Source organism: Nocardia sp. NPDC050712, from assembly GCF_040654295.1.
GTDB lineage: Bacteria > Actinomycetota > Actinomycetes > Mycobacteriales > Mycobacteriaceae > Nocardia.
The window spans coordinates 743,045-759,428 of sequence record NZ_JBFAHT010000002.1 but is presented as its reverse complement, the minus strand read 5'-3'; the positions used below and the strand labels follow the sequence as shown (position 1 = coordinate 759,428).

Genomic DNA, 16,384 nt, shown 5'->3' with positions numbered 1-16,384 from the left:
GCTCAGTCCTCCGCGACGGTCACGGTGACGTCGATATTGCCGCGGGTGGCGTTGGAGTACGGGCAGACCTGGTGGGCCTTGTCGGCCAGCGCCTGGGCCTCGTCGCGGGACAGGTTCGGCAGCGTCACCTCGATGACCACGGCCAGCTGGAAGCCGCCCGCGTCGTTCTTGCCGAGGCTGACCTTGGCGCCGACCGCGGAGTCGTCGACGTTGAGGCTGTCGTTCTTGCCGACCAGGCGCAGCGCGCCGTGGAAGCAGGCGGCGTAGCCGGCGGCGAAGAGCTGCTCGGGGTTGGTGCCCTCACCGCTGCCACCCATCTCCTTGGGCGCGGCGAGGTTGACATCGACCTTGCCGTCGGAGGTGCGGGCGTGGCCGTTGCGGCCGTCGCCGGTGGCGAGGGCTTCAGCGGTGTACAGGGGGGTCATGATTTCTCCCGTTCTGAGGTGAGGGTCTCGGTCATACGCCGTAGGGCATCGCGCAGGGCCACGATTTCGTCCATGGACAGGCCGACGGCTTCGGCCATTTCGTTCGGAATGTCGCGGGCCTGGGCCCGTAGGGCGCGGCCGCTGCCGGTGAGCCGGATCTCGACCCGCCGTTCATCGGCCGTGCTGCGCTCGCGTTCGATCAGCCCGGTCGCCTGCAACCGCTTGAGCAGCGGGGACAGGGTGCCGGAATCGAGCGAAAGTGCCGTGCAGAGTTCACCGACGGAACGACCGTCGCGTTCCCACAGTGCCAGCATCACCAGGTACTGCGGGTAGGTCAGCCCGAGCTTGTCCAGCTTGGACCGGTAGACCGAGGTCATCGCCCGCGACGCCGCGTACAGCGGGAAGCAGAGTTGCTCGTCGAGACGAAGGCGATCGGTCACCTCCTGAACGGTAGTCCGCAATTAAGTTGTGCACAACCGAACAAGAGGTGGTCTGCGTCACTCGACCTCCGTCGCCCCGGGGCACGCCGGCACCCAAAGACGTAGTACTGGGCACCGGCGTGCGCCGGGGCGACGGAGGTCAGCGCGTCAGGCGCCCCAGCGCGCGGTGAGCTGCTCCTCGGCCGCGGCGGTGAGCGCACCGAACAGGCGCACCCGGGCCAGGCCGCCGTCCGGGTAGATGTCGACGCGCACATGGGTCGCGGCGCGCTCGTTGTTCAGGCGGAACCGGTGCGCGGTGTCGGGCTGCAGCGCGGTGCGCGGCAGCAACTCGAACCAGGCCGGATCCGCCGCGGGCGGCAGCGGCTCGTCGCCGTGGTGGTCGATGCCGAGCAGCCGGGCCTCACCGGGCGCGTTGAACAGCAGGTTGGTGGTGTCGAGCTCGAGCAGCTGCGGCACGCCCTGCGCGGCGAGACTGAAAGTGGCCCAGTCGTTTCCGCTGTCGCGGCGACGCTTGGTCTCCCAGCCTTCGGCCTGGTTGCGGGCCAGCCCGGGGCTGATCATGTTGTCGGGCGCGGAGTAGAACATGTCCGAGCAGCCGAGCGAGCGCGCGCCGTTGGCCAGCGCGATCAGGTCCACGGTGAGACCGGTGAGCAGCGCCGGATCGGGCACCACTTCACCGTGCACGCGCAGCCGCGCGACACCACCGTCGGGGTAGATGGTCAGGCGCACGTGGGTGAACACCCGATCGTCGGAGATCGGGAACTCGTGCACGGCGTCGCCGGTCAGCGGGCTGCGCGGCAGGATCTCCACCCAGTCGGCGTACTCCAGCTCGGCCACCGACGGGTAGCCGGACACCCGGCAGGCCTCGATGGAGGCGAAGGGCGGGTAGTTGCCCTTGAACCAGGCGGTGTCGATGACGACGCCGTGCAGCACACCCGGCATGCCCAGGCGCACGATGGCCCAGTCGTCGCCGGGGCCGCGGTGCCGGCGGGTCTCCCAGCCGTCGTACTCCTGGCCCTTGGGCCCGAAGGTCTCCGGGGAGAACTTCGGCGCCCACGGGTTGATGAGGTTCTCGCGCTCCTCGAAGGATTCGTCGCTGGCCGCGATCACGCTGCCGAGATTGGTGCGCAGGGCCAGGTCGGGTAGAGCGGTGAAGTCTGACATATGTTCTCCCTCAGCTTTTCTCGATGAAGTGGCCCGCGGCGGGACGTCCCCCGACGACCGTGCCGCGCAACCACGTGGACTGGACGACGCCCGACAGCTCGCGCCCCTGATAGGCGGTGATCTTGTTCTTGTGCTGCAGGGCCGCCGATTCGACGATGAACGGCGCGTCCGGATCGAAGGCCACCAGGTCGGCGTCGCAGCCGACCGCGATGCGGCCCTTGTGCGCCAGGCCGACCAGGTCGGCGGGCGCCTCGGCCATCCAGCGGATGACATCCGCGAGGCCGAAACCTCTGGTGCGCGCGGCCGTCCAGACCGCGGGCAGGCCGATCTGCAGCGAGGACACCCCGCCCCAGGCGCTGGCGAAGTCGCCCGCCTTCATGGCGGGCGGGCACGGCGAATGGTCCGAGACCACGCAGGTCAGCACGCCGTCGGCCAGGCCCTGCCACAGCGCGTCCTGATTCGCCGAATCCCGAATCGGCGGACAGCATTTGAACGCGGTGGTGTGCGCCTCGGCGGCCGCCAGGGTCAGGTAGTGCGGGCAGGTCTCCGCGGTGATCCGCACACCGCGCGCCTGTGCCGCCGCCAGCGGGGCCAGGCAGTCGGCCGCCGAGACGTGCAGGATGTGGGTGCGGGCGCCGGTCCGCTCCGCGAGCGCGATGATCGCCTGTACCGCCGCGCTTTCCGCCGCTCCCGGCCGTGATTCCAGGAAGGCGTCGTAGGAGCCGTCGGCCGGTTCGCCCAGGTGGCCCGGGTCCTCCGCGTGCACGATCAACAGCCCGTCGAAGGCGACGAGCTCGACCATCACCTCTTCGATCTCGGGCAGCGTCAGCGGCGGGAACTCGTCCACGCCGGACGGCGACAGGAAGCACTTGAACCCGAACACGCCCGATTCATGCAGCGGCCGAAGCGATTTCAGGTTCCCCGGAATCGCACCGCCCCAGAAGCCCACGTCCACCTGGCACTGCCCGCTCGCCGCCGCGCGCTTGGCTTCGAGGGCGGGCACGTCCACGGTGGGCGGCAGCGAGTTGAGCGGCATGTCGACGATCGTCGTCACCCCGCCCGCCGCGGCGGCTTTCGTCGCGGAGGCGAAACCCTCCCAGTCGGTGCGGCCGGGCTCGTTGACGTGCACGTGCGAGTCGACCAGGCCGGGCAGCAGCACCAGGTCGGCCAGATCGGTGGCCGCCGTCGCCGGCAGATCGGCGTCGTAGGCCTCGACCGCCGCGATGCGGCCGTCGCGCACCGCGATCGTCGCCGGCCCGATCCCCTCCGGTAGCACCACGCGCCGGGACCGGATCACCAAGTCATACATGGCTGTTCACTCCTTGCCCACTGCGGCTCGCGACGGTCGCCGGTGCGGCAGTGCGCCCCGCCGAGGCCATGGCGAGACCGATCGAACCCGCGACAACGCCCACCGAACCCGCGATCGCGCCCGCCAAGGCCGGAACCGCGCCCAGGCCCGCCGCGATGCCGGTCAGGCCCGCGGCGACTCCCAGCACGCCGGTGGCCAGGCCCACCGAATTCCCGGCGAGCGCCGGGATCCAGGTCTTAGCCATGTCCACCGGCCACTTTGCGAAGGGTGTTGTCCACCAGCCACTTTCCGGCCACATCCGCGGCCAGCCGTTCCAGCAGCGGTCCGGCGTGCGCCATGCACACCGCCGGGTCGGCGTCGATATCGGTCAGCGCGTAGGCCTGCTCGATGTCGACGCGCCGCAGCTGTTCGGCGGCGATGTCCCGGCGGCCGGAGACCGCGATGACCGGCACGCCGGCCGCCTTGGCGATCCGCGCGACGCCGACCGGCGCCTTCCCGTGCAGCGTCTGCTGATCGAGGGAGCCTTCCCCGGTGATGACCAGCCGCGCACCGTCGACCTGCGCGGAGAACCCGAGCTGATCGAGGATCATGTCGATGCCCGGACGCGCCTGGGCGTTGAGGAACGCCATCGCGGCGTACCCGACCCCGCCCGCGGCGCCCGCACCGGGCCGCTCGGCGACGTCGATGCCGAGATCGCGCTTGATGATCATCGCCAGCCGGGTCAGGCCCCGTTCGAGGTCTTCGACGTCGAACTGCTTGGCGCCCTTCTGCCGGGCGTACACATTGGCCGCCCCGCGCGCGCCGAGCAGCGGGTTGTCGACATCGGAGGCCACCGTCACCAGCGGCACCCGCACCATCTCACTGGCGTCGATGCGGGCCAGGCGGCGCAGTGCCGCGCCACCCGGCGGCAGCACCTCGCCGCGCTCGTCGAGGAACTTCACACCGAGCGCGGACATCATGCCCGCGCCGCCGTCGGTGCACGCGCTGCCGCCGAGCCCGAGCAGGATGCGCCGGGCACCGCGTTGCGCGGCGGCCTTGATCAGCTCACCGGTGCCGGTGCTGGACACGGTCCGCGACGTCGAGGACGTCGGCGGGTGCGGCATCTTGCGGATGCCGGAGGCCTCGGCGAGCTCGATCACGGCCGTCTGATCGCGCATGGCGAACGACGCGACGACCTGATCCCCGATCGGACCGGTGACGCTGGTGCGGAACCGGGCGAAACCCGAGGCCACCACCGCGTCGACGGTGCCGTCGCCCCCGTCGGCGACCGGAACGGTCACCATGGGGACGTCGGGACGGACCCGGCGCAGGCCGGCGGCGATGTGTTCGGCCACCTGGGGTGCGGTCAGCGAGCCCTTGAACTTGTCCGGCGCGATGACCACATAACCTTCCCGCCACCGGGGCCGTGGCGCTCGCCGAGGCGTGATCACCTGGCGCCCCCGACAGCCTCGGGCTCGGGCTGGTGGGCGGTCGCGGTGGGCGCGTCCTCCAGCGACTGGGCGAGCTCCTCGAACTCCATGATGTTGTCGATCTCGAGGCCCATCGACACGTTGGTGACGCGCTCCAGGATGACCTCCACGACCACCGGCACCTTGTGCTCGGCCATCAGGCTCTTGGCCTGCTCCATCGCCGAGCCCAGCTTGTCCGGCTCGGTGACCCGGATCGCCTTGCAGCCCAGGCCTTCCACGACCTTGACGTGATCCACGCCGTAGCCGGCGACCTCGGGGCTGTTGATGTTGTCGAAGTCGAGCTGGACGTAGTAGTCCATGGAGAAGTTGCGCTGCGCCTGCCGGATCAGACCCAGGTAGGAGTTGTTCACCACCACGTGGATGTACGGGATGCCGAACTGCGCGCCGACGGCCAATTCCTCGATCAGGAACTGGAAGTCGTAATCGCCGGAGAGCGCGACCACGGTCGCGTCCTTGTCGGCGGTGGCGACACCGAGCGCGGCGGGCAGGGTCCAGCCCAGCGGCCCGGCCTGGCCGGCGTTGATCCAGTGCCGCGGATGGTAGACGTGCAGCAGCTGCGCCGCCTGGATCTGCGAGAGACCGATGGTGCTGACGTAGCGGACATCGGGTCCGAACGCCTTGTTCATCTCCTCGTACACGCGCTGCGGCTTGATCGGCACCGAGTCGAAGTGCGTCTTGCGCAGGCCCTCGTTCTTGCGGTGCTTGCACTGCTTGGCCCAGTCGGCGCGGCTCGGCAGCGTTTCGGCGGCCTTGCGCTCCCGGGCGACCTCGAGGAAGATCCGCAGCGCGGCGCCGGCATCGGAGGTGATGCCGAAGTCGGGCGCGAAGACCCGGCCGATCTGGGTCGGCTCGATGTCGACGTGCACGAACGTGCGGTCCTTGGTGTAGGTCTCGACGCCGCCGGTGTGCCGGTTGGCCCAGCGGTTGCCGATGCCCAGCACGAAGTCGGACTCCAGCATGGTCGCGTTGCCGTAGCGGTGCGAGGTCTGCAGGCCGACCATGCCCGCGTGCAGCGGGTGATCGTCGGCGATGGTGCCCCAGCCCATCAGGGTAGGCACCACCGGAATCCCGGTCAGCTCGGCGAACTCCACCAGCAGCTCGGCCGCGTCGGCGTTCACGATGCCGCCGCCGGCCACGATCAGCGGGCGCTCGGCCTGAGCCAGCATGTCCAGGACCTTCTCGGCCTGGGCGCGGCTGGCCGCGGGCTTGTGCACCGCGAGCGGCTCGTAGGTGTCGATGTCGAACTCGATCTCGGCGAGCTGCACGTCGATCGGCAGGTCGACCAGCACCGGGCCCGGCCGGCCCTCACGCATCAGGTGGAAGGCCTTCTGGAAGGTGCCGGGCACCTGCGCGGGCTCGAGCACCGTGACGGCCCACTTGCTGACCGGCTTGGCGATCGAGGCGATGTCGACGGCCTGGAAGTCCTCCTTGTGCAGCTTGGCCACCGGCGCCTGACCGGTGATGCACAGGATCGGAATGGAATCCGCACTGGCGGAATACAATCCGGTGATCATGTCGGTGCCGGCCGGGCCGGAGGTGCCGATGCAGATACCGATGTTGCCCGCCTTGGCGCGGGTGTAGCCCTCTGCCATGTGCGAGGCCGCCTCGACGTGGCGGGCCAGCACGTGCTTCAGCCCGCCGTGCGCGCGCATGGCGCTGTAGAACGGGTTGATCGCGGCACCGGGCAGGCCGAAAGCCTGTGTCGCGCCTTCCTTTTCCAGGATCAGGACCGCCGCGTCGACGGCACGCATCCGCGCCATATCAGTTCTCCCTAGAGTTCGTCGCCGCGTACCGGCGGTCGGGCGCGTACGGCCCGTCGATGCGCACCCAGCCCGCCGGGATCCGCACGGCGCACGGCGCGTGCTGGACCGCCGGACGAGCTTGTGTTGCTTGGTTATTCACGCGTTGTCTCGCTTGGACAACGCCTCGGTGACCAGCAGCAGGCCGGAGTGATCCAGGTTGCCGTAGCCCATGGCGCGCGCCGCGGCGATGAGCTGCGCGGTGAGCGCGCCCATCGGGATGGCGACCTCGGCCTCGCGGGCGGCGGCCAGGATGATGCCCATGTCCTTGTGGTGCAGGTCGATCCGGAAGCCGGGGACGAAGGAGCGCTCCAGCATGGTCTTGCGCTTGAGCTCGAGGATCTTCGAGCCCGCCAGGCCACCGGCCAGCACGTCCAGGCCCTTGGCGGCGTCCGCGCCCAGGTTCTCCATCAGCACGATCGCCTCGGCGATCAGCGCGTAGGTGCCGCCAACGACCAGCTGGTTGGCGGCCTTGACGACCTGACCGGCGCCGTTCGGGCCGACCAGCTCGAAGGTCTTGCCCACGGCCTCGAAGATCGGCTTGGCCGTGTCGAAGTCCTCCTGGGTGCCGCCGACCATGATCGACAGGGCCGCGTTCTTCGCGCCCGGCTCGCCGCCGGAGACCGGCGCGTCCAGAACCCGCAGGCCCTTCTTCGCGCCCTCGGTGGCGGTCCACTTGGAGGTCTTCGGGGTGATGGTGGAGAAGTCGATGTAGAGGGTGCCCGACGCGGCGTGCTCGAGCACGTCGGCGAACACCGCCTCCACGTGCTCGTCCTGCGGGAGCATCGTGATCACGATGTCCTTGTCCCGCACGGCTTCCGCGGCGCCGGAGGCGATGTTGCCGCCGGCGGCCTTCAGCTTGTCGAGGGCGGCGGTGCTGTGGTCGTAGCCGGTGACCTCGTGGCCCGCGGCGACCAGGTGGCCCGCCATCGGGCCGCCCATGATGCCCAGTCCGACGAATCCGATTTTGCTCACGTTTTTAGTGCTCACAGCATCCAGCTCCAATCCAGGTCTGCGTCTTTGTATTCCAGGCCGATGCGGCCGTCGTAACCCACGGCTTCTAGGCTCGCGAAGAGCGCGTCGAAGTCGAGGTCGCCACTACCGGGGCGGCCGCGGCCGGGGTTGTCGGCGATCTGCACGTGGCCGATGTAGGAGGCGTAGGTCTTGATGACCTGATGCAGGTCCTCCCCCATCCGGGACAGGTGGTAGAGATCGCACAGGAACTTGATGTTCGGCTCGCCGGCGGCGTCGATGATGCGCACCGCGTGCTCGGCCGAGACCACCGGATAGTCCGGGGACTCCGGCGAATTCAGCGCTTCCAGCAGCACGACCGCGTCGATCCGGGCGGCGGCCCGAGCGGCCAGGCGCAGGTTCTCCAGCGCCAGCTCGTCCTGCTTCGCCGGGTCTTCGCCCTCCACCCGGTTGCCGTAGAGCGCGTTGAGCGCCTTGCAGCCGGTGCGCTCGGCGATGCCGACCGCGACGTCGATGTTGTCGCGGAAAGTGGTGACGGCACTGGGCACCGAGACCAGGCCGCGACCGGCCGGGATCAGGTCGATGAAGTTCAGCCCGACCAGCTGCACACCGGCGTCGGCGATCGCGGAAACGAACCCGTCGATCTCCTTGTCGCCCGGCGTCGGATCGGTGCCGAAGGGCCACCAGAATTCCACGGCGTCGAAACCGGCGGCCTTGGCCGCGGCCGGGCGCTCCAGCAGGGGCAGATCAGTGAAAAGAATCGAGCAATTGACGTCGAACTTCGGCATTTTCACGCTCCTTTCTTGTATTTCTTCCAGCTGCCGATCTCGGTGATGTCCTTGAGCTCCGGGTAGGAGGTGGGCGGCTTGCGCATCACCATGGACAGCACCGAGCGGTTGTCCTGCAGCTCGATCACGCCGAGCTCCAGCTCCGGCGGTTCGGCCGGCAGCAGCTTCTCGCGCAGCACGTCCAGCGAGATATCGAACAGTTCGCCCGAGATCGGCGCGCCGCCGTCGGCCACCGGCGCGAGGCCGGGGAAACGGTCGCCCACCGAATAGAAGCGGTAGCGCGCGGCGGTTTCCGCTTCGCCGGCGAACGGGGCGCCGCCGAGCAGATAATTCAGGGGTCCTCCGCGCATGGCGGAGCCATTCAGGAAAATCAAAGGCATAGCGATTGTCTTTCTAGTGACGGATATCGTCGTCGGACCGCTCGGCATATTCGTCGAGCCGATCCTCGGCCGCGCCGAATACCGACGCGCCCTTACGTTTACCGGCGCGGATCTCGTTGAACGCCACGTTCAACACGATCGCCACCGCGGCGGTCGCACTGATCCCGGACTCCAGGACCACGGCGATCGAATTCGGGAACGCGTGCCAGAAGTCCGGCGCCGCGATGGGAATCAGGCCCACGGCCACGCCGACCGCGACGATGACCATGTTCAGGTTGTCCTCGTAGTCCACCCGCGACAGCGTGCGGATACCACTGGCCGCCACCGTGCCGAAGAGCACGATCGCCGCGCCGCCGAGCACCGGATACGGAATCCCGGCGACCACCGCGCCGACCACGGGCAGCAGCCCGAGCAGCGCGAGGATGACACCGCCGACGGCGACCACATACCGGCTCTTGATCCCGGTCAGCGCGACCAGGCCGACGTTCTGCGCGAACGCGCTGCACGGGAACGAGCCCACCAGCGGCGCCACCGCGCTCGAGGCCATGTCGGCACGCAGGCCGCTGGCCAGCCGCTTCTTGTCGACCTTGGTCGGCAGGATCTCGCCGATGGCGAGAATGTCGGCGGTGGCCTCGGTCATGATCACGAACATCACGATCGTCATGGCGACGATCGCGCCCACCTCGAAGGTGGGCGTGCCGAAGTGCAGGATCTCCGGCAGCGCGACCAGTTTGGCCTCGCCGACTCCGGAGAAGTCGGCCTTGCCGGTGGCGACCGCCACCAGGGTGCCGATCACCAGGCCGATCAGGATCGACAGCCGCGAGATCGCGCCCTGGAACACCCGGCTGATCACCAGGATGATGAGCAGCGTCAGGCCGGCGTATCCGATGTTGGTCATCGAGCCGTAGTCGGTGGCCTTGGCGTCGCCGCCCATCGCCCACCGGAACGCCACCGGCATCAGCGACAAGCCGATCACCGTGATGATCGTGCCCGTCACCACCGCCGGGAACAGCCGCACCAGGTGCGCGAAGAACGACGAGGCGACCAAGCCGATGAGACCGGCGACGATGATCGCGCCGAACACCGGCCGCAGCCCGCCCTCGTTGGCGATGGAGACCATCGTCGAGACGCTGACGAACGAGATGCCTTGCACGATCGGCAATCTGGAACCGAACGGCCCCAGGCCCAGGGTCTGCAGCATGGTCGCCAAGCCGGAGACGAACAGTCCCGCGGTGACCAGCAGCGCCATGTCGGTGGCCGAGAGCCCGGCCGCCCCGCCGATGATCAGCGGTGGCGCGATGACACCGCCGTACATCGTCAGGATGTGCTGCAACCCGTAGGCGATCAGTTGCAGCGGTGGATATTTCGTGTCTTCCGGCCGGACCGTGGCGGTTGAAGCAGCCCCGTCGTCGGACGGGGTGCTACGGCGGTTGAACATGGGTGTCGCCTCTCCGCGATCAGCAAAATCCGGGCACGCTGTGCCAGGCGGAACCGGCGTCGGTGGCGTCGTCGCGCACCACCGAGGCCTCGATCAGGCCGTAGGGCCGGTCGGCGGCGATGAACACCTCGTTGTTGTTCTCCAGGGCGAACGGGCTCAGGTCGACCAGGAAGTGGTGCTTGTTGGGCGCGGAGAACTTGATCTCGGCGACCTCGCGGTGCTGCTCGAGCACGGCGCGGCCCATGCTGTAGAGGGTCTGCTGCAGCGCGTAGGAGTGCACGGCGGCGAACTGGCGCAGCAGGATCGAGCGGATCGAATCGAAGGACTTGTCGAAGTCCGAGATGTCGGTGGTGTCGTAGCGCCACTTGGCGACCAGCGAGGTGGCCATGATCCGGTCGTTGGTCGGCTGCAGCGTCGTGTACTTGTCCTTGAAATACCCGTGGAACTCCGAGCCGGTGGTCTTGAGCAGCACCAGGTCCTTGATGCCGGAGACCACGTGGGCGCGGCGGTCCGGGCCGACGCCGTCGACGTTCACGACGGTGGTGCGCACGCCGGCGCCGCTCTTGACGAACGAGTGATCGTGGCCGAGGCCGTCGACCGAGATGCGGTCCCAGGCGTACTCCTCGATCTCCACGCGGGCGCCGTCGGCGCCGGGGCAGCGGGCGATGAAGTGATCGGCCAGGGTCAGGCCGTAGTTCTCGATCGCGCCGATCTCCTTCTCCTTGGCGAAGGCGAAGGCGGTGTTCTTCTGGGTGTCGGTGGGGAGCACGTCCTTCTGATCACCGCTGATGTGCGCGTCCTCGAACCGGCCGCGCAGCGCCGAGGAGACATTCAGATCGCGGATCTGGTGGCGGGCGGTGTCGCGGTAGACGCGAACGACACGGCTCTCGGCCTTGCCGTACTGGTTGGTTCCAAGCTGGATGGCCATGGGTGAGGATCAGCTCCCTCGGTAGGTGGAGTAGGCGAACGGGCTCAGCAGAAGCGGAATGTGGAAGTGGCTGCCGACGGGGCCGCTGGGCGAGAAGGTGATGACGGCCTCGGGGAAGAAGCAGTCCTGCCCGGTGGCGGCGGCGTAGCTCGCGATGTCGAAAACCAGGCGGTACTGGCCGGTTTCGAGCTCGTCGGGGCCGAAGTCGCCGACGCGGCCGTCGGCGTTGGTGACCGCCTGGGCCAGCAGCACCGGCTGGCCGTCCTTGACGAATTCCAGCCGCACCGGCACGCCGGCGCCGGGCTTACCGAGGGCCGTGTCGAGCACATGCGTTGTAATCGCGCTCATGCGGTGGCCACCTCCATCTCATCGATTGCCTTGCGCAGCCGCAGGATCGCGATCTTGCGCAGCTCCTCGGCGACCACGGCCGCTTCGGTCACGTCGTCGTTGCCGAGCCGGGCCTGCAGGGCGGCCAGGATCTGCTCACCGGACAGCCCGGTGGCGCAGATCAGGAAGACCCGGCCGAAGCGCTGCTCGTAGGCCTGATTGCCGGACATCAGGGACGCCGCGGTCGCGAGGTCCTGGCTGACGCCGGACTGCTCGCCGCGCGACCACTTGGCGTCGACGGTGCTGCCGTTCGCCCGCTCCCCGATGCGGGGGTGCGCGGCGAGGGCACGGTCGACGTCGTCGGCGGTGAAGGTGCGGGCGGCGGCGTCGGCCACCTCCAGCAGGAGTTCCAGATCGGCGTACGGCCGGCCCGCCAAGACGGCGTCGGCCCAAGCCGGAACGTCGCAGCAAGCCAGCAGAATCGGCCGAAGTTGTTCACTCGCAGTCGAATTGAACGCTGCGGAAGTTCCCATTGCCTGCCTCTCTCGTGTAGCGGAGGTCACATCCGCTTACTCCGAGAAGAGTGGCACAGGTCTCAGTCAGAAATCAACAGTTTGTTGAATTTTGGGGTGAAGGTCCAAGTGGACGGCCTAGGACCGCGTTCGATTCAGATAGTTGTACACAGTGAACCGGGTTACACCGAGCGCTTCGGCGACGGTCTCCGCCGATTTGCGGTAGCTGAACGCGCCGCGCTCTTCCAGCAACCGCACCGCACGCTGTTTGTCGGCACGCTTGAGATCGGTGAGCGAACTGCCGAGTTCGGCCGCCACGTCCTCCAGCAGGCGCGCCAGACCGCCCTCGCTCACCGGCTCGGGTTCGGGGCTGCCGCCGATGCGCACACCGGCCAGCGTCGTCCCCTCCCACATCAGCGGGATGTCTTCGGGGCCACAGTCTCCGGGCGGCACGAGGCGGCCACCGACCCGCTGCAGCAGCGGCGTGATCGTCACCAGCACCGGATGGGTGGCGTCGAGGTGTGTCTCAGTCATCGTCGTCCCGCTCCACCTGCAGGGTCACCCGGGTCGCCCCGTGGGCGAAACCGGTGGCGAGTACGTCGCGCAGCAGATCCAGCAACTTCTCGCTCGGGCCGGACACCGAGGTGCCCAAAGGGCCGAAGTCGCAATCGAGTCCGGCCGCCTCGAGCACGGCCAGTGTCTCGGCGGCATGCGGCGGCGGATCGCCTTCGCCATGGAACGGCTCGGTGGTGAATTCAGCACGCAGCCACATGGGCATAGGCTACCTGCGCTTCCTGGGGTCGACGGACGGGATGGCACGCGCAAAACCTCGCGGCACGGCCGAAGCCGTGCCGCGAGGGTGCGCGGGTAGTGCTACGCGCCGAACAGCAGCTCGATCGCGTTGATACCGAAGTAGGCCAGGAAGACCGCGCTGACCGCGTACAGCAGCCAGTGCACCTCGCTGAACTTGCCGCGGGCCGCCTTGATCACCACGTAGGCGATCAGGCCGGCGCCGACGCCGTTGGTGATGGAGTAGGTGAACGGCATGAGCGCGATGATCAGGAAGGCCGGGATCGCGACTTCCAGATCGTTCCAGTCGATCTTGCGAGCCTGGGTCATCATCAGCGCGCCGACGAGCACCAGGGCCGGCGCCGCCGCCTGGATCGGCACCACGGCCGCGATCGGCGTGAAGAAGATCGCGGCGACGAACAGGGTGCCGGTCACCACACTGGCCAGGCCGGTACGGGCGCCCTCACCGACACCCGTCGCCGACTCGACGTAGACCGTCGCACCCGCACCGCCGGCCGCGCCGCCGATGATCTGGCCGACACCGTCGACGGTCAGCACCTTGCCCAGGCCGGGCATGGTGCCGTTCTCGTCGAGCAGTTCGGCCTCGTCGCAGACACCGAAGATGGTGCCCATGGCGTCGAAGAACCCGGTCAGCACCAGGGTGAACAGCACGATCGATGCGGTCAGCGCACCGGCCGAGGCGAAGCCGCCGATCAGGTCGACATCGAACATCAGGCTGAAATCGGGTGCGGCGAAGAGCTTTTCGGGCGTCTCCGGCACGACCGCGCCCCAGGTCTTGGGGTCGATGGTGGCGTTGGCGTTGATGATCACCGCGAGCACGGTGGCGATCGCGATGCTGATCAGGATGGCGCCGGGCACCTTGCGGATGAACAGCGCGAGCATCACCAGCAGGCCGACCGCGAAGACCACCACGGGCCAGCCGCTCAGATGTCCGCCGACGCCCAGGGTGACCGGCGGGCCGCTGCCCTCACCGTGCCCGACCACGCCGGCCGAGACCAGCCCGATCAGCGCGATGAACATGCCGATGCCGACGCCGATGGCGTTCTTCAGAGCCACCGGAATGGCGTTGATGATCATCGTTCGCAGGCCGGTGGCGGCCAGGATCACGATGACCACGCCCATCAGCACGACCAGGCCCATGGCCTGGGCCCAGGTCATGTGCGGGGCGGCCTGGAAGGCGACCACCGGGACCAGGCCCAGACCCGCCGCCAGCGCCAGCGGCACATTGCCGACCACGCCCATCAGCACGGTGCTCAGGCCCGCGGAGAACGCGATGGCGGTGGTCAGCTGCGCGATGGACAGCTTGTCACCGTTCACGTCGGTGACGCCGCCGAGAATCAGCGGGACCAGCAGGATGACGTAGGCCATCGCCACGAAGGTGGTGATACCACCTCGGACCTCCCGGGATACGGAGGTCTTGCGCTCGGTTAGCCGGAAGAACCGGTCGTGCCAGCCCTTTCGGGGAACCACCGGCTCTTCGGCGACGGGTTTGGTCTCGATCTGGGTCATCAGCTTGCCCTCCTCAGGGCGGGCCGACCTGCAATCCGGAGCGGTGTTCCGGTGCGCAGGATTCGGTTATGCGGTTGTGGGACGCCGCCGCTTCGTTGCGAAAGACGCGGCGCCCCCGTTGATCAACAGCTCCGGATGATGTCTTCCGGTGGTACCGGCACACGGATGATGTGCTCGGTGGCGGAGAGCGTGGGTGGCCCTCCGTGGCCACGCAACCCGTATGGGGCACGCGGATCGGGGTTGGCCGGAATCGCCGGCCGCTGTAGCGGCAGAGCGAGATTCCGGGCGGGGCGGTGGTGGTCGCGGGCTGCTTCGATGACCCCCTCAATAAGGTCATCGACGCGGGCCGCGAGCACCCTGGGTGAAACGGTGGTCATCGAGTCCCCTCCTGCAGCAAGCGTTTCCGGGCCGCTGCGCCGGCGCGGCCGGTCGCGTCGTGTGCCACGGTGCGCAGCTCGTCGTTCTCGACGACGGTGTGCCCGCCGACCAGCAGCCGGGCCAGCGGGGGCGTGGGGCCGAAAACCAAGGCGCAGACCGGATCTTCGATCGCCGCGCGGAAGCCGTCGACCCGCCAGAGCGCGATGTCGGCGAGCTTGCCGACCTCGAGCGAGCCGATCTCGTGCTGGCGGCCCAGGTTCCGGGCGCCGCCGAGCGTGCCGACCGCCAGCGCCTGGCGCGCGGTGAGCGCCTTCGGACCGTGCACGGCGCGCTGGAAGAGCAGCGCCTGGCGCATTTCCCCGGCGAGGGAGGTCAATTCGGCCGACGCGGCGCCGTCGACGCCGAGCCCGACCGGCGCGCCCGCGGCGAGCAGATCGGTGACGCGGGCGATGCCGGCGCCCAGGCGGGCGTTGGAGGTGGGGCAGTGCGCGACGCCGGTGCCGGTTTCGGCGAAGCGGCGAATGTCGGTGTCGTGCAGGTGGACCGCGTGCGCGAACCACACGTCGTCACCGAGCCAGCCCAGCTGCTCCATGTATTCGACCGGGGTGCAGCCCATTTGCTCTTTGCAGTGCGCTTCCTCGTCCAGGGTCTCGGCGAGGTGGGTGTGCAGGCGGACGCCCCGGGCGCGGGCCAGCGCGGCGGACTCGGTCATCAGCTCGGCGCTCACCGAGAACGGGGAGCACGGCGCGACCGCGACGCGCAGCATCGAGTCGAAGGACGGATCGTGGTACTTGTCGATCATCTCGGCGGTGTGCGCGAGGATGTCGTCGCGGGTCTCCACCACCTCGTCCGGCGGCAGGCCGCCGTCGGACTGCCCGCGGTCCATCGACCCGCGGCACGGGTGGAAGCGCAGGCCGAGTTCCCCGGCGGCGCGGATCTCGGCGGCGAACAGGTCGCCGCGATCCTTGGGGAAGATGTAGTGGTGGTCGGTGCTGGTGGTGCAGCCGTTCAGCGCGAGCCAGCCCAGCCCGGCCGAGGCCGCGCCGTAGACGACCTCCGCGTCCATCCGCGCCCACAGCTGGTAGAGCCCGGTCAGCCATTCGAACAGCGTCGAATCCTGGAACAGGCCCTGGCTGGCCCACTGGTACAGGTGGTGATGGGTGTTGACCAGGCCGGGGGTCACCAGGCAGCCGGTGCCGTTGATGCGCTCGGCGCCCTCGATGCGGGGTGCCGGGCCGGGCCCCAGCGCGGCGATCCGGCCGTTTTCCACGACCAGGTATCCCGACGGGATCTCCGGCCCGCTGACCGGAGCCAGGTACGCGTTCTCGATCACGATCTTCATGCAGCCGACGCCTTTCGCCACGCCCGGACGGATTCGCGTTCCATCCGATCATGCGCCCGGACGAAGGCCGGCAGCCGCGCCGACATCAGGCGACCACCGCGTTGCTGACAGGTTGCGTGGGAGCGCTGCCCGCGGGCCGGACAGCCGGTGCCGCCCTCGGGCCGCACCGCGCCGTCGACGCCGCCCGGAACCGGGTTTGCCCCGGTTCGGGCAGCTTGCGGCGCCAGCGCCTCGGCCCGGCATCCGGGTCGCGGTAAATCCATGTCGGTAAGTACAGCTGGCCGGGAAGTGAACAGGTAGGAACGAGAAATCTGAACTGTGGCCCAGTTCACACCGCAAGGTTTGTACGTATCTCCAAATGCGGTGGCACCGGGGAGCGCTGTTAGCGTAGAAA

18 protein-coding genes are annotated in these 16,384 nt (G+C 68.9%); all 18 read right to left on the bottom strand.

Going from position 1 to position 16,384, the window contains the following annotated elements; all coding sequences use genetic code 11:
- Positions 1-2: 2 nt before the first annotated feature.
- The 18 genes from AB0H76_RS13985 to AB0H76_RS13900 all read right to left on the bottom strand — a co-directional run bounded on the left by AB0H76_RS13985 (position 3) and on the right by AB0H76_RS13900 (position 15,990).
- Complete coding sequence (locus tag AB0H76_RS13985) at positions 3-425, bottom strand: organic hydroperoxide resistance protein (RefSeq protein ID WP_357322436.1); 423 nt, start codon at positions 423-425, stop codon at positions 3-5.
- Positions 422-865 (bottom strand): MarR family transcriptional regulator, encoded by a 444-nt coding sequence (locus tag AB0H76_RS13980; RefSeq protein ID WP_357322433.1) that lies wholly within the window; start codon positions 863-865, stop codon positions 422-424. The genes AB0H76_RS13985 and AB0H76_RS13980 overlap by 4 nt, the downstream gene beginning before the upstream one ends.
- 147 nt (positions 866-1,012) lie before the next feature.
- Positions 1,013-2,029 (bottom strand): allantoicase, encoded by a 1,017-nt coding sequence (gene alc, locus AB0H76_RS13975; protein WP_357322430.1) that lies wholly within the window; start codon positions 2,027-2,029, stop codon positions 1,013-1,015.
- Positions 2,030-2,039: 10 nt separating this feature from the next.
- Positions 2,040-3,338 (bottom strand): allantoinase AllB, encoded by a 1,299-nt coding sequence (gene allB / locus AB0H76_RS13970; RefSeq protein WP_357322427.1) that lies wholly within the window; start codon positions 3,336-3,338, stop codon positions 2,040-2,042.
- Positions 3,331-3,582: a hypothetical protein gene (locus tag AB0H76_RS13965; protein WP_357322424.1), complete on the bottom strand. Its 252-nt coding sequence runs from the start codon at positions 3,580-3,582 to the stop codon at positions 3,331-3,333. The genes allB and AB0H76_RS13965 overlap by 8 nt, the downstream gene beginning before the upstream one ends.
- Positions 3,575-4,720, bottom strand: coding sequence for a glycerate kinase (locus tag AB0H76_RS13960; protein ID WP_357322421.1), 1,146 nt, complete (start codon positions 4,718-4,720; stop codon positions 3,575-3,577). The genes AB0H76_RS13965 and AB0H76_RS13960 overlap by 8 nt, the downstream gene beginning before the upstream one ends.
- Positions 4,721-4,764: 44 nt before the next feature.
- Positions 4,765-6,567 (bottom strand): glyoxylate carboligase, encoded by a 1,803-nt coding sequence (gene gcl, locus AB0H76_RS13955; RefSeq protein ID WP_357322418.1) that lies wholly within the window; start codon positions 6,565-6,567, stop codon positions 4,765-4,767.
- Positions 6,568-6,705: 138 nt separating this feature from the next.
- Positions 6,706-7,581, bottom strand: a complete 876-nt coding sequence (locus AB0H76_RS13950) for an NAD(P)-dependent oxidoreductase (RefSeq protein ID WP_357322415.1) — start codon at positions 7,579-7,581, stop codon at positions 6,706-6,708.
- Between the two features lie 11 nt (positions 7,582-7,592).
- A complete protein-coding gene (locus AB0H76_RS13945; RefSeq protein ID WP_357322414.1) occupies positions 7,593-8,366 on the bottom strand; it encodes a TIM barrel protein in 774 nt (257 codons plus the stop codon).
- Between the two features lie 2 nt (positions 8,367-8,368).
- Positions 8,369-8,716 carry a gamma-glutamylcyclotransferase gene (locus AB0H76_RS13940; protein WP_357322411.1) on the bottom strand — a complete coding sequence of 116 codons (348 nt, stop codon included), beginning with the start codon at positions 8,714-8,716 and terminating at the stop codon, positions 8,369-8,371.
- Between the two features lie 43 nt (positions 8,717-8,759).
- Positions 8,760-10,184 (bottom strand): nucleobase:cation symporter-2 family protein, encoded by a 1,425-nt coding sequence (locus tag AB0H76_RS13935; protein WP_357322408.1) that lies wholly within the window; start codon positions 10,182-10,184, stop codon positions 8,760-8,762.
- 19 nt (positions 10,185-10,203) lie between these two features.
- Positions 10,204-11,112, bottom strand: coding sequence for a factor-independent urate hydroxylase (pucL, locus tag AB0H76_RS13930; protein ID WP_357322404.1), 909 nt, complete (start codon positions 11,110-11,112; stop codon positions 10,204-10,206).
- A gap of 9 nt (positions 11,113-11,121) precedes the next feature.
- Positions 11,122-11,460, bottom strand: a complete 339-nt coding sequence (gene uraH, locus AB0H76_RS13925; protein WP_357322401.1) for a hydroxyisourate hydrolase — start codon at positions 11,458-11,460, stop codon at positions 11,122-11,124.
- Positions 11,457-11,972 carry a 2-oxo-4-hydroxy-4-carboxy-5-ureidoimidazoline decarboxylase gene (gene uraD / locus AB0H76_RS13920; RefSeq protein WP_357322398.1) on the bottom strand — a complete coding sequence of 172 codons (516 nt, stop codon included), beginning with the start codon at positions 11,970-11,972 and terminating at the stop codon, positions 11,457-11,459. Before uraD ends, uraH begins: the two co-directional genes overlap by 4 nt.
- 117 nt (positions 11,973-12,089) lie before the next feature.
- Positions 12,090-12,485, bottom strand: a complete 396-nt coding sequence (locus AB0H76_RS13915; protein WP_357322395.1) for a helix-turn-helix domain-containing protein — start codon at positions 12,483-12,485, stop codon at positions 12,090-12,092.
- Complete coding sequence (locus AB0H76_RS13910) at positions 12,478-12,723, bottom strand: thiamine-binding protein (RefSeq protein WP_357322392.1); 246 nt, start codon at positions 12,721-12,723, stop codon at positions 12,478-12,480. The genes AB0H76_RS13915 and AB0H76_RS13910 overlap by 8 nt, the downstream gene beginning before the upstream one ends.
- A 101-nt stretch (positions 12,724-12,824) precedes the next feature.
- Positions 12,825-14,270: an NCS2 family permease gene (locus AB0H76_RS13905; protein ID WP_357322389.1), complete on the bottom strand. Its 1,446-nt coding sequence runs from the start codon at positions 14,268-14,270 to the stop codon at positions 12,825-12,827.
- Between the two features lie 373 nt (positions 14,271-14,643).
- Positions 14,644-15,990: an 8-oxoguanine deaminase gene (locus tag AB0H76_RS13900; protein WP_357322386.1), complete on the bottom strand. Its 1,347-nt coding sequence runs from the start codon at positions 15,988-15,990 to the stop codon at positions 14,644-14,646.
- Positions 15,991-16,384: the final 394 nt, after the last annotated feature.